This window comes from Neisseria perflava, from assembly GCF_002863305.2.
Lineage (GTDB): Bacteria > Pseudomonadota > Gammaproteobacteria > Burkholderiales > Neisseriaceae > Neisseria > Neisseria perflava_A.
In genome coordinates, this window is record NZ_CP136962.1 from 89,122 (window position 1) to 113,181 (window position 24,060).

A 24,060-nucleotide genomic window follows, 5' to 3' on the forward strand; every position below is an offset into this window, starting at 1 on the left:
TCCTTACGCTTTTGCAATATCGCGCATATGCGGCGGCAGAACCATTTCATCCAAACCTTTGCCGTTGCCGACCATAGGCAGTACGTTTTGTTTCTTGTCGGTCAAGAAATCGAGGAATACCAGACGGTCTTTTTGGTTTAATGCTTCCAGTAAAGCGCCTTCTACATCGGATTTTTTGTCCACACGGATGCCGATATGGCCGTAGGATTCGGCCAGTTTGACAAAGTCGGGCAATGAATCGAAATAGGTTTCCGATTCGCGGTTGCCATAATACAGCTCCTGCCATTGGCGAACCATACCCAAATAGCCATTGTTTAATGTAACGACATTGATGGGGACATTATATTGGAAGCAGGTGGACAGCTCTTGGATATTCATTTGAATAGAGCCCTCGCCTGTGATACAGAAGACGTCTTGTTCCGGAGCCGCCAGTTTGGCACCGAGGGCATAAGGTAGGCCTACACCCATCGTACCCAGACCGCCGGAATTGAGCCATTGGCGGGGACGCTCGAATGGATAATATTGAGCAGCAAACATTTGGTGTTGGCCAACGTCGGAAGTAATAATGGCTGAGTTTTTGGTAATTTCTGCCAGTTTTTGAACAACGTATTGCGGTTTAATGATTTCGCTGTCGTTTTCAAACCACAGGCAGTTGTGCGAACGCCATTCTTCGATGGTTTTCCACCATTTGTCCAATGAGTCTGCTGAAGGCGCAGTTTCTTGTTTGCCCCACAGATGAATTATTTCGGTCAATACGTTTTTGACATCGCCGACAATCGGAATGTCCACTTTAACGCGTTTGGCAATGCTGGACGGGTCGATGTCGATATGGATGATTTTTTTGGGTTTGTCCAAGAATTTTGACGGTACGGAAACAACGCGGTCATCGAAGCGCGCACCGATTGCCAGTACAACGTCTGCATTCTGCATGGCGAGGTTGGCTTCGTAAGTACCGTGCATACCCAGCATACCCAAGAATTGGCGGTCGCTGGAAGGGTAAGCGCCCAAACCCATTAATGTGCCGGTACAGGGTACGCCGGTCATGCGGATAAATTGGGTCATTTCCTCGGAGGCATTGCCCAATACCACGCCGCCGCCGAAGTAAACGATGGGGCGTTTGGCAGAAGCCAGCATTTGTACGGCTTTTTTAATTTGGCCGATGTGACCTTGTACAACCGGTTGGTAGGAGCGGATGAAGATGTCTTCTTGCGGATAGCTGAATTTGGCCATCGCTTGAGTAACATCTTTAGGAATATCGACGACAACGGGGCCCGGACGGCCGCTGGCGGCAATTTGGAAGGCTTTTTTAATCGTATCAGCCAGCTCGCCAATATTGGTAACTAGGAAGTTGTGTTTGACACAAGGGCGGGTAATGCCGACCGTATCCACTTCTTGGAACGCATCTGTACCGATGAGGGAATTGCCCACTTGGCCGCTGATAATGACCAGTGGGATGGAATCGCTATACGCGGTAGCAATGCCGGTCAATGCGTTGGTTACGCCCGGGCCGGAAGTTACCAAGGCCACGCCGACTTTGCCGCTGACGCGGGCATAGGCATCTGCCGCATGTACGGCTGCCTGCTCATGGCGGGTCAGAATGTGCTTGAATTTGTTGAGTTGGAAAATGGCATCGTAGATTTCGATAACCGCACCACCGGGATAGCCGAATACGTATTCAACACCTTCGGCTTTGAGACTTTGCACGACGATTTGTGCGCCTGATAATTGCATATTGACCTCTTTTATGCGGTTTCTAACCAATAGGAACAATCCGCTTCACCACAGCACCTGTAATGCAATTCCGCCAAGCAGCGATTTAGGGTACGCGCATTGAGGGAATACGGCGACAGTCAGACTGTCCAAACAATTGGAAAGGAACACAGAGTTTGTGAAAAAGAGTAGAAACGATAACGCAAACCGACTGTTCAATCAAGATAAAATCTTTCATCTTTTAACATTTGAAACGAGAAAATAGATTGAAGGTTGATTTTAAAGAAATAAAAAAACAGTTTTATTGATCTTGGTGTGGATGGATTGTTGACAGTTTGAGTAAGGAGAAGGTTTTTGCAAATGAAGAATAGCAAAAAACCTCTTGACTGAATCAAGAGGTTTTTTAAATTTGGTGCCCAGGGTCGGACTCGAACCGACACACCTTGCGGCGGGGGATTTTGAGTCCCCTGCGTCTACCAATTTCGCCACCTGGGCTAGCGAAGAAGTCGTCATTATAGCGAGTTCTCGAATCTTGTAAAGCAGTAATTGAAAAAAAATCGGATTATTTTTATATTTGTTTGATTTTTAATGAATTAAACTTTTTACGTTTGATGGTTATCTAAATGGAAGGCAGATTTTTAAAACAAAAAAAGCGGGATTTATCTTCAAAAAGGGCTACTTTTAATGTGTCAAACGCGTTAATATGAAGATGTTTTGTTTTTATACTGGCCGGGTGGTTGTTTGGCCTTATTTATTTGAAACGGTTTTGGAGAAAATTTATGCTTTCCGTTACACGAACTTTCTTACTCAGTGCTTTTGCGTTGGCTGCTCTGGCTGCTTGTCAGCCTAAAGAGGAGGCCAAGGAGGCTTCTTCGACACCTGCCGCTTCTGCCGCACCGGCTGCTTCCGGTGAGTCTGCACCCAAAGTGCAAGCGCGTGGTACTGATATGCGCAAAGAAGATATTGGCGGCGATTTCACATTGACCGATGGCGACGGCAAACCTTTCAGCCTGAGTGATTTGAAAGGCAAAGTGGTTATCCTGTCTTTCGGTTATACCCACTGTCCTGACGTATGCCCAACCGAGTTGCTGACTTACAGCGACACTTTAAAACAATTGGGCGATCAGGCTAAAGACGTGAAAGTAGTATTTGTCAGCATCGACCCTGAGCGCGACACGCCTGAAGTAATCGGCAAATACGCCAAACAGTTCAACCCTGATTTTATCGGCCTGACGGCTACCGGCGATCAAAGCCTGCCTGTCATCAAACAGCAATACCGTGTGGTATCGGCTAAAGTCAACCAAAAAGAAGACAGCGAAAACTATTTGGTCGACCACTCTTCAGGTGCATATTTGATTGATAAAAACGGCGAAGTGGCGATTTTCTCGCCTTATGGCAGCGAGCCGGAAACGATTGCGGCTGATGTGAAAACTTTATTGTAAAACCGTAGTTAAGGCCGTCTGAAATGGGTTGTGGATTTCAGACGGCCTTTTTGCTTTTGATACGGCAAAGGAAAAGAAAAAATGACCGACACACTTTTAACGATTGCTTTATCCAAAGGACGGATTTTTGAGGAAACCCTGCCGCTGTTGGCTGCTGCAGGTATTGTGCCTGCGGAAGAGCCAGAAAAATCGCGCAAGCTGATTATTGGTACCAATCATGACAATATCCGTTTGGTAATTGTACGTGCAACCGATGTGCCGACTTATGTGCAATATGGTGCGGCGGATTTTGGTATTGCCGGTAAGGATGTGCTGATCGAGCATGGCGGAGATGGCCTATATCAACCTTTGGATTTGCACATCGCCTCATGCCGCATGATGGTTGCGGTTAAAAAAGGTTTTGATTACGCCGCTGCGTCCAAACCCGGCAGCCGCTTGCGGATTGCCACCAAATATCCCGACATCGCCGCCGAACATTTTGCCGGCAAGGGTGTGCATGTGGACATCATCAAACTGTACGGATCGATGGAGCTTGCGCCTTTGGTCGGTTTGAGCGACGCGATTGTCGATTTGGTTTCCAGCGGCAATACATTGAAGGCCAATGGTTTGGAAGCTGTGGAACATGTGGCTGATATTTCCAGCCGCTTGGTGGTCAACAAAGCTGCCTTGAAAACCAAATATGCGTTGTTGAATCCGATTATTCAGGCATTTGAAAATGCCGCTAAGGCCGTCTGAAAAGTTTTTGGTAAAACCTGTTTGCCAACCCAGTTTGAAAGCCCCGTTATGATGCAAAGCAAACCGACACTCGATCCGATTCTTTCCCATCGTTCCATCCGCAGGTTTACTTCCGAACCGATTGCCGATGAAATCCTCGATACGCTGGTTCGCGCCGGACAGCAGGCTTCGACTTCCAACAACCTGCAATGCGTTTCCATTATTCGCGTATCGGATCTTGCGCTGAGGCAAGGGATACATGAAGCGGCTGGAAGCGCACCTTATATTGTCCATTGTGCGGAATTTTTATTGTTTTGCATCGATTTCTCCAAACACAAGGCAATGTTTCCCGATGCACAAATTGATTGGGCGGAAGTTACCCTGATTGGTGCGGTCGATGCAGGCATTATGGCGCAAAACGTATTGCTTGCCGCCGAATCGCTTGGGCTGGGCGGGGTGTATATCGGTGCGTTGCGAAATGATGCACAAAAAGTGTCGGACGTATTGAGCCTACCGGATTATTGCGTGCCTTTGGTGGGGCTGTGTCTCGGTTATCCTGATCAAGACCCGCCGCTCAAACCGCGCCTACCTAAGGAAATGGTGTATGCCGAAAATGCCTGTCCGAGCCTGAATGCCGATGCCGTTGAAGCCTATAATCAGGCAGTGGCGGATTATTATGAGTTGCGCAAGGGCAGTCCGATACCTTGGAAGGAATCGCTGGCCAAAACCTTGGGTAATCCTGTGCGGCCGCATATGTTGGCGTTTTTGCAGAAAAAAGGTTTTTTGAAAAAATAATGTTCAGACGGCCTGTGTGTGGCTGGTGCCGTCTGAAAACAATAGGAACGAAACAAGGAAGAGAGCAAACCATGAAGAAACTCGACACCCAATCCCCTGATTTTCAAGCCGAACTCAAAGCATTACTCGCTTTTGAAACCGCGCAAAACCCTGAAATCGACCGTATTGTTGCCGACATCTGCGCCGATGTTCAAAAACGCGGCGATGCGGCGCTGATTGAATACACCAACCGCTTTGACGGCACATCCGCTCAAACCATCGACGATTTAATTCTGACGCAAGACGATTTGCAGTCTGCGTTTGAGCGTTTGCCTGAAAACATTCAGACGGCCTTGAAAACGGCCGCGCGACGGGTGGAAAGCTATCATCAACACCAAAAAATGGAGTCGTGGACTTACGAAGACGAAGACGGCACGCTTTTAGGCCAACAGATTACGCCGCTTGACCGTGTCGGTATTTATGTTCCGGGCGGTAAAGCCGCTTATCCGAGTTCCGTCATCATGAATGCCATGCCTGCCCACGTTGCCGGCGTGAAAGAAATCATCATGGTCGTTCCCACTCCGAAAGGCGAGCGCAACGATATTGTGTTGGCGGCTGCTTTTGTGGCTGGTGTGACTAAAGTGTTTACGGTCGGCGGAGCGCAGGCGGTTGCGGCTTTGGCTTATGGTACGGAATCTGTGCCTCAAGTCGATAAGATTACCGGCCCGGGCAATGCTTTTGTCGCTGCGGCCAAACGACGCGTGTTCGGCGTGGTTGGTATCGATATGGTGGCAGGGCCGTCTGAAATTTTGGTGATTGCCGATGGCACGACGCCTGCTGATTGGGTGGCCATGGATTTGTTCAGTCAGGCGGAACACGATGAAATTGCACAAGCGATTTTGATCGGTACTTCTCAAGCGTATTTGGACGAAGTTCAGACGGCCATGAACCGCCTGATTGAAACCATGCCTCGCCGTGCGATTATTGAAGCTTCATTGGGCAACCGCGGTGCAATGATTTTGGCTAAAGACTTGGACGAAGCCTGCGAAATCGCCAACTATATTTCTCCCGAACACTTGGAATTGTCGGTTGAGAATCCGCAAGAGTGGGTGAAAAAAATCCGCCACGCCGGCGCTATTTTCATGGGACGCTATACCAGTGAAAGCCTTGGTGACTATTGCGCAGGCCCCAACCACGTTTTACCGACCAGCCGCACGGCGCGTTTCTCTTCTCCTTTGGGAACATATGATTTCCAAAAACGCTCCAGTCTGATTCAGGTTTCAGAACAAGGCGCGCAGAAGTTGGGTAAAACCGCCAGCGTGTTGGCGCATGGCGAAAGCTTGACCGCACACGCCAGAGCGGCTGAGTTCCGTTTGAAAGACTGAGTGAAACGTTGAAGTCGTAAGAAGTCAAAAAAGGGCATCTAAACAGATGCCCTTTTTATTGTGATGAAGATTTTAGCTGAGAAGGTATCAGGCCGTCTGAAAACAGGTTTAACGGTTTTTCAGCCAGTCATTACGCATTTGTGCGGCTTCTTCAAAATAGCGGTAAAGCTCGGTTTTATTGCCGTCTGAAAGGAGTTGTTCCAATTTGGATAATTGTTCTTTCAAATCTCCGGTCAGTTTGAGCAGGGCAGGGCGGTTGGCCATGCAGATGTCTGTCCAAACAGCAGGATGGCTGGAAGCGATGCGGGTAAAGTCGCGAAAGCCGGTGGCGGCATAGGGGAGGTAGTCTTTGCCATGCGGATGGTCAACCAAAGCGTGGACATAGGCAAAGGCGGCCAAGTGCGGCAAGTGGGAAACGGCGGCAAAAATATTGTCGTGTTCTTCGGCACTCATGGTGAAAATCTGCGAACCAACCGCCTGCCACAGGCTTTTCAGCCGTCTCAGGCCGTCTGAAGCTTCTTGGCCGTGTAGCGTAATAATCAGGCGGCTGTTTTGAAACAAACCGCAACGCGCGGATTTTGCGCCGCTTTGATCCGAACCGGCAATCGGGTGGGCGGCAAAACATTGCGGCAGGCGCTCGGACAAGTGGGTGCGGAAGGCATCGAGTGCCGATTGTTTGGTGCTGCCGACATCGGAAACGCAGGCCGTTTCTTTTAAGAAAGGCTTGATGTCGCGGCATACGTCAGGCAGGACGGAGACCGGCGTGGCAATCAAAACCAAATCGGCACGGCTGATGCTTTCGGCGCAAATATTCGGGTAGGCATGGTCGATGATGCCGCAGTCGAGCGCGTAATTGAGGTTGTCGGCATTGGTGTCGATGCCGGTAACGCTTTGCACCAGCCCCAAGCGTTTGAGGTCGAGCATGAACGAACCGCCGATTAAACCGACGCCGATAAGGGTGATATGGGGGAAAAAGGCGGAAGTGTTCATGGTTTGCATCCGGTTTTAAATGGAAAAGCTTATTTTAATCTGTCATCGAGGCCGTCTGAAAGATGAAATCAAGGTTTCAGACGGCCTTTTTTAGGGTCGATTTTTCATGATTTAGGCATAGAAAAATCCGTTTAGTAGGATCATGTAACCGATTATCAGATTTTCATACACTAAAATAATCATCTGAATTAGTATAACGTCTTAAAGTAAGTAATTGGTATCTTAAAGTAAATTATTACATCATATTTTATTCTGATTGGTATCGGATAAAATAATTCACTCAGAAAGAAGGAATTTATGAGTTTTTCACAAACCGAATTAGTCAATGCAATGCATTTGCTTTCTACCCGCCTGCCTCAATTTCCCGAGCAGCAAAACCAAGTATCCCGCATGTTGCGCATTGTAACCGAACGTTTGAGCAGCCATTTGAATGAAAACCTGAAAGCGTTCGGCATCAATGAAAACCTGTGGTTTTCCCTGATGGCGGTTTACGTCAGCCCAAACAGCGAAATCCTGCCTTCGCGCTTGAGCGACCTGATGGACTTGACGCGCACCAGTGCCACACGCCTGTCGGACGATATGGTTGAGCGCGGCTGGGTAGAGCGTTATATCAATCAAAAAGACCGCCGTCAGATTGTGCTAAAATTGACCCCTTCGGGTGAGACCTTCATCCACGAAGTATGGCCGCAAATTGCCCGTCAGAGCGGCCAAGCGTGGGAAGATTTCACGAAAGAGGATTATGATACGCTGCAACACCTGTTGGGTAAACTGTTGAACCGTTTGGGCAATTGACAACAGACGGCCTGATGGTCTGCGGCAGGCACACATAAACGGAGTCTGTATGAAATTAGGTTTGGTCAAATCAAGCGTATGCGTTGCCGCTGTTTCGCTGTTGGCGGCATGTGCGCCGTTCGGCAAACAGTCGCCTTTGGATGAGACAACAGCCTATCCGCTGCCGCAAGGCCAATCTGCCGCTACTGCCCAAGACGGCTGGTGGATGAAGCTGAAAGATAAAAAATTAAACAATTTGATTGCTTCTGCCATTCAGACGTCTACCAATCTGCGTGTCGTCAAGGCAAGGTTTGAGCAGGCTCAGGCGCAGCTGGGCGTTGTAGGAGCCGCAAACAAACCGCAAGTCGGCTTGGGCGTTACAGGTCTGGGTGCTTATGTTTCACCCAAACCTCAAGCCGGTATGGTTGATACCGACCATACATTGGTTTTGGCGAACGCAGCCTTGCAAGGCAGCTTGGTTTTTGACTTTTGGGGTAAAAACCGAGAGCAGATTCAAGCCGTTTTGGGAAAAAGCCGGGCAGCAGTATATGAAGCGCAGCACATCCGCACCGAGTTGGCTCATGCCGTTGCTGCCCAATATTTTGCGTGGCAGATGGCGACAGAACAACTGGCGCTGCTAGATACGCGCATAGAGTTAGCGGATAAGGCATTGAAACTGATGCAACAACGCGTTAAAGCGCAGCTGGCTTCTGCCGATGCCTTGCACGCTCTGGAAATGGCGCAACAGCAATTACAGCTTGAAAAATCGGCATGGACTCAGAAAAATGAGAAAATCCGCAACAGTCTGGCTGTATTAACCGGCCGTGTACCGGGTGCATTGAATGGACAAGTTCCGGAAAAAATGGCGGCTGTGCCGTCATTGCCGGTTAGCCGTATTGAAGCGGATTTGCTGGCGGCCCGCCCCGATATCGCGGCACAAAAAGCCTTGCTTGAAGAGAAATGGCATATCGTCAAATCGACAGAAGCAGAGTTTTATCCGAATATTGAGTTGAAAGTTTTGGCAGGTATGACGCACATTGATGCGTTCAATCTGATTCGCGGACGGACATCCGGTATGTTGGGCATTGTTCCAGCTTTAAATCTGCCATTGTTTACTTCCGGCGCGCTGCAATCCAAATTGGCAGGCAAACGCGCCCAATATAACGAGCAGGTTGCCGTGTACGACCAAACTGTTTTGAACGCCATGCGTGCGGCGGCAGATGCCGTCGTGGACTATCAAAGCCTGAAAAGCCGACAAGATACTTGGAGCAAGATGGTCAATATTGCAGATAAATCTGTGCAAAATGCGAAAGGACGTGTTCGTGCAGGCTTGGATAACGGCTTGACCGCTTTGCAAAAACAAGACGAAGCTGTGCGTACGAAAATGTCGGCAGTCCAATACCATGCAGAATATCTGACAGCTTGGAGTAACCTCAATGCCCAGTTGGGCGGAGGCTTTAAATTAAATAAGAAATAAACGTTTTATCAAACGGCAGGTCGTCTGAAAGGGATTTCAGACGGCCTTTTCCTTACCTGATTTACATTTGCTACCGGAAGAAATTATTGTAATGAATAGAGTGTAACTATAGAATATTACCCCTTAGCGCGTTTCGCGCGCGTATTGGGTTGAGGGTGGAGCCAGCAGCCCGGCAAGACAATAATATCGTTATCACATGTGCAGAATTAAAGTTGGGACTTATGGATACTCAATCAGAAAAAAATAATGTCCAAAATGAAACGGGAGTGGCCGCTTCCGGCGCAAAAACGCATCGCAAACGCAATTTGGTTATCGTTACACTCTTATTTCTTATTACGGCGGCCACAGTTGCTTTGGCGTATTTTCTGTTTTGGCAGCATGAAGAAGAAACGGAAGATGCTTATGTGGCCGGTCATTTGGTGATGATTACGCCGCAGGTAAATGGTACGGTGCGCAAAGTCATGTATGACGATACGGATGTCGTGAAAAAAGGCGATGTGCTGGTGGCTTTGGACGACAGCGATTTTCAGCTGGCATACGATCGCGCACAAAATGAGTTGATTCAGGCCATCCGTCAAAACAAGCAGCAAACTGCGGTCAATTCAAAAGCCAAAGCGCAAGTATTGTTGCGTAAAGCCGATCTGGCCCGTGCGCAAGCCGATTTGCGCCGCCGCGAATCTTTGGCGGGTACGGAAGCGGTTTCCGGCGAAGAACTCAGCCATGCACGCGCCGCTGTGGTTCAGGCTCAGGCTGCGTTGAAAGCGGTTGAGGCGGAAGAAGTTTCTGCTCAGGCAGCATTGGGCAGCAATATTCCGCTGCGCCAACAACCGGCGGTTCAGACGGCCATCAGCCACATCAAAGACGCTTGGCTGAATCTGCAACGTACTCAAATCCGTTCGCCAATCAGTGGCCAAATTGCCAAACGCAATGTCCAAGTCGGCCAACGTATCGCGCAAGGTACGCCGATGATGGCCGTTGTGCCTCTGTCTGAATTGTGGGTGGATGCCAACTTTAAAGAATCGCAACTGCGTAAAATGAAAATCGGCCAACCCGTGGAGATGACAGCCGATTTGTACGGCAGTAAAGTGGTTTACCATGGCAAGGTCATGGGCTTGTCGGCCGGTACGGGCAGTGCGTTCTCATTGCTGCCGGCGCAAAATGCAACGGGCAACTGGATTAAAGTCGTACAACGCGTGCCGGTGCGCATCAGTTTGGATGCCAAAGAATTGCAAAAAAATCCGCTCCGTGTCGGTTTGTCGATGACTGTTAAAGTTGATGTTGCCGAGAAGGGCAGCGGTAAAGCCATGACTGCCGAAGCAGAACGAAATACTGCGCTGCCGGAAACGGAAAGTGTGGATTGGAAAGCCGCAGATGCTTTAGTCGATAAAATCTTCGAGCAATACGCAAAATAATCTTTTCAGACGGCCTGGGTCTTTTATTGAAGGCTCAGGCCGTCTGAAATATTGATTCTCTTCAATCGACCGCTTTGGCGGTTGTCTTATAGTTTAAAAATATGAATTATCCGCCGTTACAAGGGTTTAAGCTGGTGTTGGCAACGTTGGCGCTCAGCTTGGCCGTATTTATGGAAGTCTTGGACAGCACCATCGCCAACGTCGCCGTGCCCGTTATCGCAGGAGATTTGGGTGCGGCGACCACGCAGGGCACTTGGGTGATTACCTCATTTGCCGTAGCCAATGCCATTTCCGTCCCCCTGACCGGCTTTTTGGCCAAGCGGTTTGGCGAGGTTAAAATCTTTATTGCTGCCGTGATTGGTTTTGTCGTAACGTCATGGCTGTGCGGTATGGCGCATAATCTTCAAGCCTTGGTTTTTTTCCGAGTGTTGCAAGGCTTTATCGCTGGGCCTTTGATTCCCTTGTCACAAAGCCTGTTGATGGCTTCCTATCCGCCTGAAAAACGAACATTGGCACTGGCCTTATGGGCGATGACCGTCGTTGTTGCCCCTGTATTGGGGCCGATTTTGGGCGGTTGGATTTCAGACAACTGGCATTGGGGATGGATTTTCTTTATCAATATCCCAATCGGGATTTTATCCGCCTCCATTGCTTGGAAACAGCTTAGACACAGGGAAACCGAAATCATCAGGGCGCCGATTGATTATGTCGGGTTGGTGTTGATGATTGTCGGTATCGGCGCATTGCAAATGATGCTTGATAGGGGTAAAGAGTTGGATTGGTTTGCCTCGGGAGAGATTATCGTTTTGGGCGTTACCGCTTTGGTGTTTCTGACCTATTTTATTGTTTGGGAGCTGGGCGAGAAATACCCGATTGTCGATTTGTCATTGTTTAAAAATAGAAACTTCACGATAGGCGTTGTTGCGACATCCTTGGGTTTCATGGTGTATATGGGTACATTAACCTTGCTGCCTTTGGTGTTGCAATCAAATCTCGGCTATACCGCCACTTGGGCAGGTTTGGCTGCTGCGCCGGTGGGTTTTTTGCCGATTATTCTGTCGCCGATTATCGGTAAGTTTGGTAATCGCGTCGATATGCGCTTGTTTGTCAGCGCCAGCTTCTTGGTGTTTGCCTACACATTCCATTGGCGAACCGATTTCTATGCCGGCATGGATATGAGCAACGTCGTTTGGCCGCAATTTTGGCAGGGTTTGGGCGTAGCCATGTTCTTCCTGCCTTTGACCAGTATCACGCTGTCGCATATGAAAGGCAATCAAATTGCCTCGGCCAGTAGCCTGTCTAACTTCTTGCGAGTCTTTATGGGCGGTGTCGGAGTATCCGTTGTCAGCACCATGTGGGAACGGCGCGAAGCTCTGCACCATACTCAGCTGACCGAACATATCAATTCATTGTCCTCAATCAGCAACCAATCTATTCAAGGCATGATGGCCAATGGCCTGAGCAAAGAGCAAGCCCTGGCTGCGATAAATAGTACCATTTCCCAACAAGGCTTTATTATTGGCTCAAATGAAATTTTCTTGGCAGGCAGCATCATATTCATCAGCATGATCCCCATTATTTGGCTGGCAAGGCCACCATTTAACGGCTCCAGCGGGGGAGGACATTAAATAAAAGTTCTTGTGTTGACTTGGTTAAGGGGAAGGAAGATTTTGGCGAGAAGATGATATTCAGCATTTGAATAGGGTAGAGGGTTTTTACTTGGGAATGCTCAATGAAATTACATATTCTAATCCTTAGTGAATGTTAGATATAAAGAGGCCGTCTGAAAATGGATTTCAGACGGCATTTATTCTCGTAATGTGATGATTCAGGCTCTTAATGACCTTGTTTTGGAGAGTTTTGTTCTTTTGCTTTGATTCGTTTTCCGCGTTTGTATTTGGCTTTGCTTGGGATGTTTTCTTCGCAATGTATTTTTGTGTTTTTTGTAGGGTATGGGCTTGGTTGTTATCCGTTTGAATTGTCACGGCACATGGCGGGGATCATCATCGGATCCAGCGTTCCGCCGCATTGCCAGTTAAGCAACCAAGTCGAGTCATTGTTAATTCGATAAGGGGTCAGGGTCAGGACTTTGCCTTTGTTTTGCCCTTTATCGAAAGGAATACTGATTTTGCCTGTATCTGCTTCTACAGTTACGCCACCGTTTTGGATGTATGTGCCGCCGATGCGTTGAGCGGTAACGCCGATTGCGCCTTGTTTGCTGACATCCTCTGCATTGGGCAGGCGGTTATTTACCGCTGAGGCAATGCTGATTTCGGTTTTCAGGTCATCGGCAAGGTATAGTGCTTCGGAGGCTTGCGCCCTACCGATATAGTTTTGGTAAGTGGGTATGGCGACAATAACCAGAATACCGAGGATGGCGATAACTATCATCAGCTCAATCAGGGTAAAACCTTTTTGGGCTTGAAATGGGGTATTCATTTGAGCGTATCGTTTTTAAGTTTTTTTATTTTTATAAAGCAAATCCCATAATTGCTTTATGGGATTTGCTTTTCTCAGAATATATGTGAAGTTAGCTTATGGAGCAGGTTGAGCTGGAGCAGGTTGAGCCGGGGTTTCAGCAGTAGGAGCGGGACGACAGTTAGCTGGAACGTGTTTAGCCTCACCACCAGTAACTTTACACTCCCAAGTAATAGGAGATTCAGAGTTAGCTTGTTTCGGAGTTAATGTGAACACTGGATCAGTAGAGGCACCAGTCTTTTGAGTTGTTACTGTAATTTTACCGGTAGCTGCTTCAATAGCGATGCTTGAAACGTATTTAGTACCACCTGCAGGGAAGGTGTAACCAGTATTAGTAGCAGTAATCTGGCCCAAGCCACCTAAAGCCGCAGAAGTTTCTGCTACTGCCAATTTAGCAGGTTCGGCTAAGCTCAAACCTTCTGAAATTTTGGCGCGGATGGTGTAGTCTTGGTATGCAGGCAGAGCGATTACGGCCAAAATGCCCAAGATGGCGATGACGATCATCAATTCGATCAGGGTAAAACCTTTTTGGATTGCTTTCATTGATTAAAACTCCAGTTTGAAAGTGTGAATAATTATGTTTAAGTAAAAAGTCCGTAATGTGCTTGGCACTATGTATTATGAGTAAACCATAAAGTAAGAAGGAATATACAGCTTCCGTCGGGCTTGCTGCTTTGAGGCTTGGGCCTTATCGGACGTGTTGTTTCAAGCAGTCGGTGTGCCAAGTGTGGAAAATGAGCTGAAAATTTTATTTTTTATTTTTTATTTGTTGTTTTTATTGGGTTTATTTTTCAATTTTTAAGTTTTGTGAGGTTTTGTTTGAAAGTTTCAGGATTTTAGAAAATAGGGCGGTTGACGTTTTTTGTCAGTTTTGTGTTTTTTGTGACAGGGAAGGGAGACAAGTTTGGGTGTGTGACGTTTTTTGTCAGAATTTTAGGTTGATTCAATAATATGTTAATTGGTTTGGACGGGCGGTGTTTTTATGGCTTAATCGGTCGGTCTGATTTTTTGTGATTTTATTCTTTTGTTTTTTATGGGTTTTATTTTGGGTATGTATTTTGTGTGAATATTGATGGGGAAATGGTTTGGAAGGAGGGGATTTGAAAAGGGGTTTGGTGTAATAGATGAATGAAATTTTGTATTTGGAATTATATTTATTTGGGTTATGATTTTGTAATGTAGTTTTATATCAGGGAGCAGTCTGGTTTTGATTTTTAAGGCTTTGGATTTCTTGAGTGTTTTAGAAGGGTATATTCAGGATGTTTATATATTGAATGCGATTAGGGTGGGCAAAAAATGCTCACCCTGTATTTTTAAGATGTTCAGACGGCCTTTATGGGGTCAGGACTTCGATCAATGCTTGTTTTAGGGTATTTTGGGTTTGCGGGTCTTGGAGGGACGGGCTGTAGGTAATGAAGCTGTCTTCGATGCGCTGATCCAAGGTAGTGATTTTGGCGTAGCGCAGGCTGATGTTGTGTGCGAAGAAGGTCTCGGCGATGTCGGCGAGGAGGTGGGGGCGGTTGACGGCGATGATGTCTATGGTGTGCCAGCCGGGATAATCTTCTTCGGGGGTGATGATCACGGTAGGCGGAATGGGGATGTGGCGGATGCGGCGGCTGATGTGCGGGCGGCCGCTTTGTTTTTGGACGGTGGTATTGCCGTGGATGAAGCTGTTGAGCTCGGCTTCGAGTGCGCTTTGGCGGTCGGGATATTCTTCTGGCGGGAGATTGTCGGGAAGTTGGAGGATAAAGGTGTCGAGGATGTAGTCGTGCTCGGTGATGAAGGCGCGGGCGGCTTGGATGTCGAAACGGTGGCTGCTGAAGATGCGGCAGAGACGTGCGAAGAGGCGGTCGCCGTTGGGCATGAAGACCATGACTTGAAGGCTGTTGCTTTGGGGGAGGATGCGGCTGCGGACGGCCGGACTTTGGGTGTCGTAGGCGAGGTTTGCGGTGTGCCAGAGGATTTCCCGCGTTTGATGGCGGACGTAGTATGCGCTGCCGAGGATGCGGCGGAGTTTTTGTTGATTTTTGAGGGGAACGGCTGCGCGCGTGAGTTGGTCGGCCGCGGCTTGTTCGCGTCGGTTGGGGAGGCGTTCGGGATCGTGGTTTTTGCTGTTTAAAACGGCGGCGGTGCTGTGGTAGAGGGTTTGGAGCAGGCTGGCGCGCCATGTGTTCCAAAGTTTTGGGTTGGTGCCGCGGATGTCGGCAATGGTAAGCAGGTAGAGTGCGTCGAGGTATTCGCGTGTGGGAATACGGCGGCAGAAGGCTTGGAGGACGTGCGGGTCTTGGATGTCTTCTTTTTGGGCAACGGTGGACATGAGTAGGTGGTTTTCAACCAGCCATGCGAGGAGGTGGCTTTCTTCGTCGGTGTAGTAGTGGTCGGCGGCGAATTGTTGGGCGTCTTTGATGCCTTCTTTGGCGTGATCGCCGCCGCGGCCTTTGGCGATGTCGTGCAACAGAGCGGCGGTGTAGAGGATGTGCGGTCGTGGGTAGGCCTGCATGATGGCGCTGGCCTCGGGCATTTCGTGGCTGTGGGTTTCGATGGCGAGACGGCGCATATTGCGGACGACGGTCAGGATGTGGTCGTCTACGGGGTAAATATGGAAGAGGTCGTGTTGGAGCAGGCCGGTGATTTTTTCCCATGCGGGGAGATAGCGGCCCAATACGCCGTAGAGGTTGAGAAAACGGAGGGTTTGGGTGAGGCCGGTGCCGTGTTTGAAGAATTGGATGAAGCGGCGGCGGTTTTCTGGATTTTGGGTGAAACGGGCGTTGATTTTTCGTGTGGCCGCCCACCATGCGCGCAGGGTTTGCGGCTCGATGGTGGTGATGTTTTGCTCCTGCATGGTTTGGATGATGGTGAAGATGTGTTCGGGGTTTTGCTCGAACAGGGCAAGGTCGTTGGCAGCGATTTGGTGGCCGATGCGTTTGTAGTGGCTGTCGATGGGGTGGATGTGCTGGAGGCGGCCGGGGGTTTGATGGTTTTTGAGAATCGGAATGAGGATGCCGTTGAGTTGTTTGATGGCTTTGGTGGCGCGGTAGAAGGTGTGCATCAGGGCTTCGCTTCTGCCGCGGATGTCGGGTTGGGTATAACCTAAGCTTTCGGCGACTTGGGACTGGTAGTCGAAAAGCAGCCTGTCTTCGGGGCGGTCGGCGCTAAGGTGGAGGTGAATGCGGATGTTGGCGAGGCGGCGGTAGCCGTGGGCCAGCATGCCGGCTTCGGTGCGTGTGAGGACGCCGGCGGTAACGAGGGCGGTGGGGTTGCTGTCTATGCCTTGTGCTTTGGCTGTCCAAATCAGGGTGTGGATGTCGCGTAGGCCGCCGGGACAGGTTTTAATGTTGGGTTCGAGTTGTGCGCCTGTGCCTTGGGATTTGGTGTGGCGTTGCTCCATTTCGAGGAGTTTGGCTTCGATGAAGGCGGCTGTGTCGCGGCGTGTGTTGAGTTTGTTTAGAAGTTGGGCGGTAAGGTTGGGATTGCCTTGTAGATGGCGTGCTTCAAGAAAGGCGGTTTCGCCGGTAATGTCGTTTTGGGTGCTTTGGAGGATTTCTTCTATGCTGCCGCTTTTGATGGCGGGATTGAGGCGTGCGTCCCAAAGGGTTTGGATAAATTGGGCGGTTTGCTGTTGCAGGCCGTCTGAAAATGGTGCGGTGGAAATAATCGCTAAGTCCCAGTCGGAATGAGGATAGAGTTCGCAACGCCCAAAGCCGCCGATGGCAATCAGACTGATGTCGTTGCTGTCGGGAAAGTGGATTTGCCAGAGGGTTTGTAGCAGGGTTTCGGCAGCGGCGATATGGTCGCGGAAGTAAGCGGTAGGGCGGTTGTTTTGGCGGTAGGCGGCTTCTGCTGCGGCTTTTTGCTGCCGGTAGGTTTGGATGGCTTGTTGGGCGGCGGTCATGATGGTATCTGGTTGTGAATTAGGCTTGGGTGTCGGCAGGCTCGGTCATTTGACGGAGCATTTCTTGCGGTGGAAGGAGAAGTTTGTAAGGGGCGATTTTGAGTGCGGATGCGATTTTTTCGATGTTGGAAAGGGCGATGTTCCAGCGTTTGCGCTCGACGGCGGAGACGTAGGTGCGGTCGAGTCCGCATTGGCGTGCGAGTTCTTCTTGCGACCAGCCGTGGTTGACGCGGTAGAGGCGCATGTTGTAGGCGATAACGGCGCGGAGGTCTTGCGGATCGGGCAGGCTGGGAGGGGGAGTGAGTTTGTTGACCATGGTGTTTTGGGTTTGTGGTTTGAACGATAAGGGGATTTTATACTATTTTTGCTAGGGGAAAGGAAAGGCCGTCTGAAAGTTTCAGACGGCCTTCAAGAGGGTAGGTATAAAAAAAGGGGGTGGCACTCAGCCACACCCAAACACACACACATCAAGAGGAAAGAAAAATCATTTAATAAGAGAGCTGGCTCTTATCGAGGAAACTGGAGGATTCGGGCATGGCCCTGAATCATTGGAAGGCATTATAAATGAAAATAGGATTGGGGTATTGACACAGGTCAATTCTGTTTTAATTTAGAAAATATATCTTCAAGATAGTGGAAATAAATTAAAAATAAGCTAAGGCCATCAGGCCGTCTGAATAATCGGTTTCAGACGGCCTGATGGCCTTAAGGGCTACTAGTTAATATATAAATTAGGTATTAAGCCAAACCTTTATCTTTGGCTTCTTGCAGGCGGGCTTCAAAGTTGCTGAGGTTAACGCCTGCCTGTTCGGCTGCGGCAACCACTTCGGCTACGGATGCGCCGTGTTGCACTTGATGATAACCCCAAAGCAGGGAGCAACGGGTGCCGGTACGGCAAAAGGCAAGGATAGGAGTCGGAGATTGTTGCAACAGATTTTGAAAGGCTGCGACATCGGCTGCGTTGATTTGAGGCGCGACAACGGGCTGGTGTGAGAATTGGTTGATGCCGGCCTCTTTAAACCAGTTTTGTACTTCTGCAAAAACCGGTTGGTTTTCTTCTTCGCCGTCCGGGCGGTTGCAGATGACGGTTTGGATGCCGAGACGTACGGCTTCTTGGACATCGGCTTCGGTCAATTGGGGGGCGATATAGAGGGAGTCGGTCAGTTTACGGATGGGCATAGTTTTTCCTTTCTTTATATTAAATGGATATGTTGATTTCAGACGGTCTGTGAATTAGCAGGCCGTTTGAAGTTTTATTTAATGATTGTACAACCAGTTTTCGAGTTTTTGGCGATCGGTAATGTGCAGCAGGGCGGTATTGGCTTCTGCTGCTTGGACGGTGATGCTGGTCTCGCGCAACAGGCCTTGGCGGAAGAAATGGATGGTGGTGCGCGTACCGATAGGCAGTTTGTCCCACTGTGCTGCAAGGTCGTTGCAGGCGTAGCCGCCCAAGGCGATGATTTTGTCTTGCGGGCAGAGTCCGGCATTTTCTGCACTGCCGCCATTAAATACATGAGTCAGGACGGCATGGTCGCTGTTTTGTTTAAAACGTGCACCCAAATCGTTGGCTGGAGCAACCGATTGGGGTTCGCTTGCAAATGCTCCTCCGTGTTGGCGGGGTAGGGGGATAAAGTCGAGTTTGACACCTACGCTTTGCAGGCATTCTGCAAGCGGAAGGTCTTCGGTGCTGTATAAGGCCGTCTGAAAGAAGGTTTCTAAATCTAAACCGGTTATTTCTTGGCAACGGGTTTGCCAGTGTTTTTCAGGTATGCCTTGATGGGTGTTGCACCAGTCGCGATAGTGTTGCTGCATCACGCTGTCGAGGGTGTATTTGCCTTGGCTTTTTTCACGGATGATAAGGTCGAGGCAAAGTGCGGCCAGTGCGCCTTTTTGATAATAGCTGACGATGGCGTTGGGGCTGTTTTCGTCTTGTTTGTAGAACTTGTCCCATGCGCTGAAACTGGATTGGGCAAGTGTTTGTTTCAGACGGCCTTGCGTCTGCTGGACGCGTGTGATGCTTTGTGCAAGCAGGGTAAGGTAGGCTTCGGGGCTGATGGTTTTGCTTCTGGCAAGAAAGAGGTCGTCGTAATAGGACGTAATGCCTTCAAATGCCCAAAGTTGCTCGGTGTAGTTTTCTTGGTCGAGGTTGTAAGGTGCGAATACGGCCGGTTTGATGGATTTGACGTTCCATGCGTGGAAGTATTCGTGGGAAAAGAGGCCGAGCAGTTCGGTATAGACTTTGTCGGCCTCGCCCATATTATAGGGTGGCAGGCTGTGGCGGTCGGCGAGTAGGGCGGTGCTGCTGATGTGTTCCAGCCCGCCGTAGAGGTTGTCGCCTAGATGTAGTAAGAAAAGGTATTCGGTAAACGGGGCAGGGGAGGGGAACATCGCCAACTCGGTTTCGCAGATTTTTTGAATATCGGCGAGGAAGCGGGCGCGGTCAAAATCGGGATAGATGCCGCTTAATGCAATACGGTGGGGAATGCCTTGTGCTTCAAATTCGAGAAATTCGATGATGCCTGTTTCAACCGGGTGGTCGATAAGCTCGGCGTATGAGGCCGTCTGAAAAGTGGTCGCCGAGGTTTGGGGCAGGGTGGTGGCTATCTGCCATGTGTGCGGCAGGGTGGAAAATTCGACTTGGTGTGGTTGTTGTTCTTGTCCGTGGACTTTTAAGAATAGACACGCGCCGTCGAAAAAGCCGCGCTCGGTGCTGAGGAACGAGCCGCGAACGGATAAGTCGAATGCGTAAACAGTGTAGTAAATTTCCCACGCTCCACTGAGGGCAGGGGTTTGCCAATGGTTTTTGCTGGTTTGTGTCAGTGGCTGGGCTTTGCCGTTGCAGCGCGCGCTGATGTGTGTGATGTGGCGGGCAAAGTCACGGATGAGGTAGCTGCCGGGAACCCAGTTGGGTAAGCTGATTTCTGTTTCTGAATCATTGGTTTGAGTGAATGATAAGGTGATGTGCCATTCATGAGACAGAAAGTTGGGAGTAATTTCGTAATTAATCATAGCTATTAGTTAATTTGCTAAAGTTTATTAAGAAGAAGGGGTTTTAAAGGGAAGGCTTAATCTATATCAATAAAACTGTATGAAAAAGGGGGCTTGAAAAAATACCCTGTCCGATTTAATGCGTATGTTTTAATAATTTATTGATTATAAAAGAAATGAATTTATGTCTTGCTAAATATTTTATGCAATATGGAATGTAATTTTGCTTGGCATGTTGTGGTGTCTATGTTAAATTTAGAAAAATTTGAGCCTTGGCCGTATTGCGCTTTTCGTAAATGCAGGGGTTGGGGTGAGATAAAAATTTTTTATACCCATAATTTATGGAGACTTCCATGGACACACAAACTTATAACTACAAAGTGGTGCGCCAGTTCGCCATCATGACTGTAGTTTGGGGTATTGTGGGCATGTTGGTCGGCGTTATCGTCGCTGCCCAGCTTTTTGCTCCTGCCCTCGATTTATCCAATATCGGACCTTGGTTCCACTTCGGCCGCCTGCGTCCTCTGCACACCAATGCGGTTATTTTTGCATTCGGCGGTTGCGGTTTGATCGGTACATCATACTACGTTGTTCAACGTACATGTAATACCCGTCTGTTTGGTGGTTGGCTGCCTGCATTTACCTTCTGGGGTTGGCAGGCTGTCATCGTGGCTGCGGTCATCAGCTTACCTATGGGTTACACCCAAGGTAAAGAATACGCTGAGTTGGAATGGCCTATCGACATTTTGATTACGCTGGTGTGGGTTGCCTACGCCATCGTATTCTTCGGTACGATTGCCAAACGTAAAATCAAACATATTTACGTTGCCAACTGGTTCTACGGCGGCTTTATCTTGGCCGTTGCGCTGTTGCACATCGTCAATAATATCAGCATCCCTGCCGGGTTGATGAAATCTTACCCGGTTTACGCAGGTGCGATTGATGCGATGGTTCAATGGTGGTACGGCCACAATGCGGTGGGCTTTTTCCTGACAGCCGGCTTCTTGGGTATGATGTACTATTTCGTCCCTAAACAAGCAGGCCGTCCGATTTACTCTTACCGCTTGTCCGTCGTCCACTTCTGGGCTTTGATTTTCACTTATATGTGGGCTGGTTCTCACCACTTGCACTACACTGCATTGCCTGACTGGACTCAATCTTTGGGTATGGTATTGTCTTTGATCCTGTTTGCGCCTTCTTGGGGCGGTATGATCAACGGTATCATGACTCTGTCCGGCGCATGGGACAAACTGCGTACCGACCCGATTTTGAAATTCTTGATCGTTTCTCTGTCTTTCTACGGTATGTCTACCTTCGAAGGCCCGATGATGTCTATCAAAACCGTTAACGCTCTGAGCCACTATACCGACTGGACTGTTGCACACGTTCACGCCGGCGCATTGGGCTGGGTAGGCTTTGTAACCATCGGTTCCGTTTACTATATGATTCCCCGCTTGTTCGGCAAAAATGAAATGTACAGCACCAAATTGGTTGAGGCGCATTTCTGGATCGCGACCATCGGCGTGGTTCTGTATATCGCTGCAATGTGGATTGCCGGCGTAATGCAAGGTCTGATGTGGGGTTCTCTGAATGACGACGGCACGCTGACTTATTCCTTCGTTGAATCCGTAAAACGTACCATGCCTTACTACATGATTCGTTTCACCGGCGGTCTTCTGTACCTGAGCGGTATGTGCATCATGGCATATAACGTTTACCGTACTGCTATCAGTGGTAAAGCAGTTGATGCTGAGATTCCTGCGGTTTCTCAAACTCAACACCACTAATGACAAGAAAGATAGGCTACCAAAATGAAATTACAACAATTAGCTGAAGAAAAAGTCGGTGTACTGATTGTATTCACCCTGCTTGTAGTCAGCGTCGGCCTTCTGATCGAGGCTGTTCCGCTGTTCTTCACCAAGGCAGTTACCGAACCTGCACCCGGCGTGAAACCATATAACGCCCTGCAAGTGGCCGGTCGCGATATTTATGTGCGCGAAGGCTGCTACAACTGCCACTCTCAAATGATTCGTCCATTCCGTGCAGAAACTGAACGTTACGGTCATTACTCTGTTGCCGGTGAGTCTGTTTATGACCATCCGTTCCAATGGGGTTCTAAACGTACCGGTCCGGATTTGGCTCGTGTCGGCGGCCGTTATTCCGATGAATGGCACCGCATCCACCTGCTGAACCCGCGCGACGTTGTGCCGGAGTCCAATATGCCTGCATTCCCATGGCTCGCACGCAATAAAGTCGATGCCGAGGCAACTGTGGCGCATATGAAAGCCCTGCGTAAAGTGGGTACACCTTACAGCGATGAAGAAATTGCCAAAGCACCTGAAATGCTGGCCAACAAATCAGAGCTGGACGCTGTTATCGCCTACCTGCAAGGCTTGGGCTTGGCATTGAAAAACGTAAGGTAACATCATGGACGCTAACTGGGCTCGCTCGCTCTTTACTGTTTGGGTATTCATCAGCTTTATTTTAGTCCTCTATATTGTGTTCAATAGACGCAATAAGAAAAACTATGACGATGCTGCCAGCAGTATTTTCGATAATGACGAACAAAGGCCGTCTGAAAAGGACGATCAAGCTCAGTCAGTCCGTGATCACGGAGCAAAATAATGAACACAACATCCCAATTTACCAGTAGTTTCTGGAGTATATATATTGCCGTTATCGTCGTGCTCAGCTTCATCGGCCTGGCTTGGCTTCTGCTTTCGCAAAACGTTGTGAAACGCCCTAAAAAAGGCGAAGAAGTAAAAACCACAGGCCATGAGTGGGACGGTATTTCGGAGTACAACAACCCTCTGCCACGTTGGTGGTTTTGGCTTTATGTCTGCACATGGCTGTTTGGCGTCGGCTACCTGATTATGTATCCAGGTATCGGCGATTACAAAGGCCTGTGGGGCTGGAGCAGCCATGGTCAATATGAAGAAGAAGTTGCCAAAGCCAATCAGCAATACGGTAAAGTGTATGCTAAATTTTCCAATATGCCGATTGAGAAAGTGGCTAAAGATCCTGAAGCCCGTGCTATTGCACAAAACCTTTTCAATACCTACTGTATCCAATGTCACGGCTCAGATGCCAAAGGCTCAAAAGGCTTCCCGAATTTGACCGACGACGATTGGTTGTGGGGCGGCGAACCTGAAAAGATTCAGGAAACCATCGAAAAAGGCCGTACTGCCTCTATGCCGGCCTGGGGTCCTGCTTTGGGTGAAGAAGGCGTGAAAAACGTAACACATTATGTGATGTCCCTTTCTAAACCTAAAGGCCAATACGATGAGGAACGCGCCGAACGCGGTAAAGTCCTGTTTAGCGGCCCACCTGCCAACTGTTTCACTTGTCACGGCGACAAAGGTCAAGGTATCCAAGGCCTCGGCCCAAATCTGACCGACGATGTATGGTTGTGGGGCGGTACTCAAAAAGCGATTACCGAAACCATTACCAACGGCCGCAGCAGCCAAATGCCTGCTTGGGGTCACTTCCTTGATAAAGACAAGCTGCACATCATGACCGCCTATGTTTGGGGTTTGTCCAACAAAGACGGTAAAAAAGCTCCTGCTAAAAAAGCCGAGCCTGCTCCGGCAGCTCAACCTGCCGATGCTTCTGCTCCGGCAGCCGCTTCGGCTCCTGCTGCCGATAAAGCTGCTTCAGATGCTAAAGCTGCTCCGGCTGCTGAAGCCAAACCTGCTGAAAAAGCAGAAGCGGCTCCGGTTAAGGTAGACGGCAAAGCTGTTTTTGAAGCCAACTGTAAAACATGTCATGGCGGTATGATTCCGGGCGCACCTGTTGTCGGTAAAAAAGACGACTGGGCTCCTCGAATTAAGCAAGGTAAAGACACTTTGCACAAACACGCGCTTGAAGGTTTTAATTCAATGCCTGCCAAAGGCGGCAACAGCAGCTTGAGTGACGATGAGGTTAAAGCGGCTGTAGACTTTATGGCAAATGAGTCCGGTGCAAAATTCTAATTTTGAGTCGGATTGAAAAAAGCGTACCTAACAAGGTACGCTTTTTTATATTTGAT

General features: G+C 49.0%; 20 protein-coding genes and 1 tRNA gene. 12 read left to right on the forward strand and 9 right to left on the reverse strand.

Translation table 11 applies throughout. The features are described 5' to 3' along the window. Window positions 1–3: 3 nt before the first annotated feature. Together ilvB and CYJ98_RS00380 are read right to left on the reverse strand one after the other, a co-directional pair. Window positions 4–1,731 (reverse strand): biosynthetic-type acetolactate synthase large subunit, encoded by a 1,728-nt coding sequence (gene ilvB / locus CYJ98_RS00375; protein WP_004521033.1) that lies wholly within the window; start codon window positions 1,729–1,731, stop codon window positions 4–6. 389 nt (window positions 1,732–2,120) lie between these two features. Beyond that, window positions 2,121–2,205 (reverse strand) — tRNA-Leu (locus CYJ98_RS00380). Between the two features lie 284 nt (window positions 2,206–2,489). Here CYJ98_RS00380 and CYJ98_RS00385 point away from each other — a divergent pair. The 4 genes from CYJ98_RS00385 (at window position 2,490) to hisD (ending at window position 6,025) form a co-directional block, all read left to right on the forward strand. Beyond that, entirely contained in the window at window positions 2,490–3,152 is a 663-nt protein-coding gene (locus CYJ98_RS00385; protein WP_003680035.1) for an SCO family protein, read from the forward strand. An 81-nt stretch (window positions 3,153–3,233) separates the two neighbouring features. Then, window positions 3,234–3,887 carry an ATP phosphoribosyltransferase gene (hisG, locus tag CYJ98_RS00390; RefSeq protein ID WP_101755857.1) on the forward strand — a complete coding sequence of 218 codons (654 nt, stop codon included), beginning with the start codon at window positions 3,234–3,236 and terminating at the stop codon, window positions 3,885–3,887. A gap of 48 nt (window positions 3,888–3,935) precedes the next feature. Continuing rightward, window positions 3,936–4,661, forward strand: a complete 726-nt coding sequence (gene nfsA, locus CYJ98_RS00395; protein ID WP_101755858.1) for an oxygen-insensitive NADPH nitroreductase — start codon at window positions 3,936–3,938, stop codon at window positions 4,659–4,661. Between the two features lie 71 nt (window positions 4,662–4,732). Further along, entirely contained in the window at window positions 4,733–6,025 is a 1,293-nt protein-coding gene (gene hisD / locus CYJ98_RS00400) for a histidinol dehydrogenase (RefSeq protein WP_101755859.1), read from the forward strand. 108 nt (window positions 6,026–6,133) lie between these two features. Here hisD and CYJ98_RS00405 read toward each other — a convergent pair whose 3' ends face one another. After that, window positions 6,134–7,015 (reverse strand): prephenate dehydrogenase, encoded by an 882-nt coding sequence (locus tag CYJ98_RS00405; protein WP_101755944.1) that lies wholly within the window; start codon window positions 7,013–7,015, stop codon window positions 6,134–6,136. Between the two features lie 297 nt (window positions 7,016–7,312). On the opposite strand from CYJ98_RS00405, the gene CYJ98_RS00410 reads away from it, so the two are divergent. The 4 genes from CYJ98_RS00410 to CYJ98_RS00425 all read left to right on the forward strand — a co-directional run bounded on the left by CYJ98_RS00410 (window position 7,313) and on the right by CYJ98_RS00425 (window position 12,303). Continuing rightward, window positions 7,313–7,807, forward strand: a complete 495-nt coding sequence (locus CYJ98_RS00410; RefSeq protein ID WP_003748495.1) for a MarR family transcriptional regulator — start codon at window positions 7,313–7,315, stop codon at window positions 7,805–7,807. Window positions 7,808–7,856: 49 nt separating this feature from the next. After that, window positions 7,857–9,263: an efflux transporter outer membrane subunit gene (locus CYJ98_RS00415; RefSeq protein WP_101755860.1), complete on the forward strand. Its 1,407-nt coding sequence runs from the start codon at window positions 7,857–7,859 to the stop codon at window positions 9,261–9,263. 221 nt (window positions 9,264–9,484) lie between these two features. After that, window positions 9,485–10,675, forward strand: coding sequence for an efflux RND transporter periplasmic adaptor subunit (locus CYJ98_RS00420; protein WP_101755861.1), 1,191 nt, complete (start codon window positions 9,485–9,487; stop codon window positions 10,673–10,675). 101 nt (window positions 10,676–10,776) lie between these two features. Then, complete coding sequence (locus tag CYJ98_RS00425) at window positions 10,777–12,303, forward strand: DHA2 family efflux MFS transporter permease subunit (protein WP_101755862.1); 1,527 nt, start codon at window positions 10,777–10,779, stop codon at window positions 12,301–12,303. A 337-nt stretch (window positions 12,304–12,640) separates the two neighbouring features. Here CYJ98_RS00425 and CYJ98_RS00430 read toward each other — a convergent pair whose 3' ends face one another. From CYJ98_RS00430 to CYJ98_RS00455, 6 genes are all read right to left on the reverse strand, one after another. Further along, window positions 12,641–13,114 carry a pilin gene (locus CYJ98_RS00430; protein WP_101755863.1) on the reverse strand — a complete coding sequence of 158 codons (474 nt, stop codon included), beginning with the start codon at window positions 13,112–13,114 and terminating at the stop codon, window positions 12,641–12,643. 96 nt (window positions 13,115–13,210) lie between these two features. Next, window positions 13,211–13,696 carry a pilin gene (locus CYJ98_RS00435; protein WP_101755864.1) on the reverse strand — a complete coding sequence of 162 codons (486 nt, stop codon included), beginning with the start codon at window positions 13,694–13,696 and terminating at the stop codon, window positions 13,211–13,213. Between the two features lie 790 nt (window positions 13,697–14,486). Next, the gene (gene glnD / locus CYJ98_RS00440) at window positions 14,487–17,045 is read right to left on the reverse strand and encodes a [protein-PII] uridylyltransferase (RefSeq protein ID WP_101755865.1); all 2,559 of its coding nucleotides are present in this window, start codon (window positions 17,043–17,045) and stop codon (window positions 14,487–14,489) included. A gap of 19 nt (window positions 17,046–17,064) precedes the next feature. Further along, the gene (locus CYJ98_RS00445) at window positions 17,065–17,361 is read right to left on the reverse strand and encodes a helix-turn-helix domain-containing protein (RefSeq protein WP_003680870.1); all 297 of its coding nucleotides are present in this window, start codon (window positions 17,359–17,361) and stop codon (window positions 17,065–17,067) included. Between the two features lie 422 nt (window positions 17,362–17,783). After that, window positions 17,784–18,224 (reverse strand): TIGR01244 family sulfur transferase, encoded by a 441-nt coding sequence (locus CYJ98_RS00450; protein ID WP_101755866.1) that lies wholly within the window; start codon window positions 18,222–18,224, stop codon window positions 17,784–17,786. A gap of 78 nt (window positions 18,225–18,302) precedes the next feature. Then, window positions 18,303–20,054, reverse strand: coding sequence for a M61 family metallopeptidase (locus tag CYJ98_RS00455; RefSeq protein WP_101755867.1), 1,752 nt, complete (start codon window positions 20,052–20,054; stop codon window positions 18,303–18,305). Window positions 20,055–20,386: 332 nt separating this feature from the next. On the opposite strand from CYJ98_RS00455, the gene ccoN reads away from it, so the two are divergent. From ccoN to ccoP, 4 genes are read left to right on the forward strand one after another with little or no spacing between them, the layout of a single operon-like run. Beyond that, a complete protein-coding gene (gene ccoN / locus CYJ98_RS00460) occupies window positions 20,387–21,820 on the forward strand; it encodes a cytochrome-c oxidase, cbb3-type subunit I (protein WP_180947883.1) in 1,434 nt (477 codons plus the stop codon). A gap of 24 nt (window positions 21,821–21,844) precedes the next feature. Then, window positions 21,845–22,456, forward strand: a complete 612-nt coding sequence (ccoO, locus tag CYJ98_RS00465; RefSeq protein WP_003748778.1) for a cytochrome-c oxidase, cbb3-type subunit II — start codon at window positions 21,845–21,847, stop codon at window positions 22,454–22,456. Window positions 22,457–22,460: 4 nt separating this feature from the next. Then, a complete protein-coding gene (locus tag CYJ98_RS00470; protein WP_003748776.1) occupies window positions 22,461–22,658 on the forward strand; it encodes a cbb3-type cytochrome oxidase subunit 3 in 198 nt (65 codons plus the stop codon). Continuing rightward, complete coding sequence (ccoP, locus tag CYJ98_RS00475; protein WP_101755869.1) at window positions 22,658–24,004, forward strand: cytochrome-c oxidase, cbb3-type subunit III; 1,347 nt, start codon at window positions 22,658–22,660, stop codon at window positions 24,002–24,004. Before CYJ98_RS00470 ends, ccoP begins: the two co-directional genes overlap by 1 nt. Window positions 24,005–24,060 lie beyond the last annotated feature (56 nt).

What these genes read in the sequence shown, in the direction of transcription:
- ilvB (WP_004521033.1), bottom strand. Translation starts at nt 1,731, where the DNA reads ATGCAATTATCAGGCGCACAAATCGTCGTGCAAAGTCTCAAAGCCGAA.
- CYJ98_RS00385 (WP_003680035.1), top strand. Translation starts at nt 2,490, where the DNA reads ATGCTTTCCGTTACACGAACTTTCTTACTCAGTGCTTTTGCGTTGGCT.
- hisG (WP_101755857.1), top strand. Translation starts at nt 3,234, where the DNA reads ATGACCGACACACTTTTAACGATTGCTTTATCCAAAGGACGGATTTTT.
- nfsA (WP_101755858.1), top strand. Translation starts at nt 3,936, where the DNA reads ATGATGCAAAGCAAACCGACACTCGATCCGATTCTTTCCCATCGTTCC.
- hisD (WP_101755859.1), top strand. Translation starts at nt 4,733, where the DNA reads ATGAAGAAACTCGACACCCAATCCCCTGATTTTCAAGCCGAACTCAAA.
- CYJ98_RS00405 (WP_101755944.1), bottom strand. Translation starts at nt 7,015, where the DNA reads ATGAACACTTCCGCCTTTTTCCCCCATATCACCCTTATCGGCGTCGGT.
- CYJ98_RS00410 (WP_003748495.1), top strand. Translation starts at nt 7,313, where the DNA reads ATGAGTTTTTCACAAACCGAATTAGTCAATGCAATGCATTTGCTTTCT.
- CYJ98_RS00415 (WP_101755860.1), top strand. Translation starts at nt 7,857, where the DNA reads ATGAAATTAGGTTTGGTCAAATCAAGCGTATGCGTTGCCGCTGTTTCG.
- CYJ98_RS00420 (WP_101755861.1), top strand. Translation starts at nt 9,485, where the DNA reads ATGGATACTCAATCAGAAAAAAATAATGTCCAAAATGAAACGGGAGTG.
- CYJ98_RS00425 (WP_101755862.1), top strand. Translation starts at nt 10,777, where the DNA reads ATGAATTATCCGCCGTTACAAGGGTTTAAGCTGGTGTTGGCAACGTTG.
- CYJ98_RS00430 (WP_101755863.1), bottom strand. Translation starts at nt 13,114, where the DNA reads ATGAATACCCCATTTCAAGCCCAAAAAGGTTTTACCCTGATTGAGCTG.
- CYJ98_RS00435 (WP_101755864.1), bottom strand. Translation starts at nt 13,696, where the DNA reads ATGAAAGCAATCCAAAAAGGTTTTACCCTGATCGAATTGATGATCGTC.
- glnD (WP_101755865.1), bottom strand. Translation starts at nt 17,045, where the DNA reads ATGACCGCCGCCCAACAAGCCATCCAAACCTACCGGCAGCAAAAAGCC.
- CYJ98_RS00445 (WP_003680870.1), bottom strand. Translation starts at nt 17,361, where the DNA reads ATGGTCAACAAACTCACTCCCCCTCCCAGCCTGCCCGATCCGCAAGAC.
- CYJ98_RS00450 (WP_101755866.1), bottom strand. Translation starts at nt 18,224, where the DNA reads ATGCCCATCCGTAAACTGACCGACTCCCTCTATATCGCCCCCCAATTG.
- CYJ98_RS00455 (WP_101755867.1), bottom strand. Translation starts at nt 20,054, where the DNA reads ATGATTAATTACGAAATTACTCCCAACTTTCTGTCTCATGAATGGCAC.
- ccoN (WP_180947883.1), top strand. Translation starts at nt 20,387, where the DNA reads ATGGACACACAAACTTATAACTACAAAGTGGTGCGCCAGTTCGCCATC.
- ccoO (WP_003748778.1), top strand. Translation starts at nt 21,845, where the DNA reads ATGAAATTACAACAATTAGCTGAAGAAAAAGTCGGTGTACTGATTGTA.
- CYJ98_RS00470 (WP_003748776.1), top strand. Translation starts at nt 22,461, where the DNA reads ATGGACGCTAACTGGGCTCGCTCGCTCTTTACTGTTTGGGTATTCATC.
- ccoP (WP_101755869.1), top strand. Translation starts at nt 22,658, where the DNA reads ATGAACACAACATCCCAATTTACCAGTAGTTTCTGGAGTATATATATT.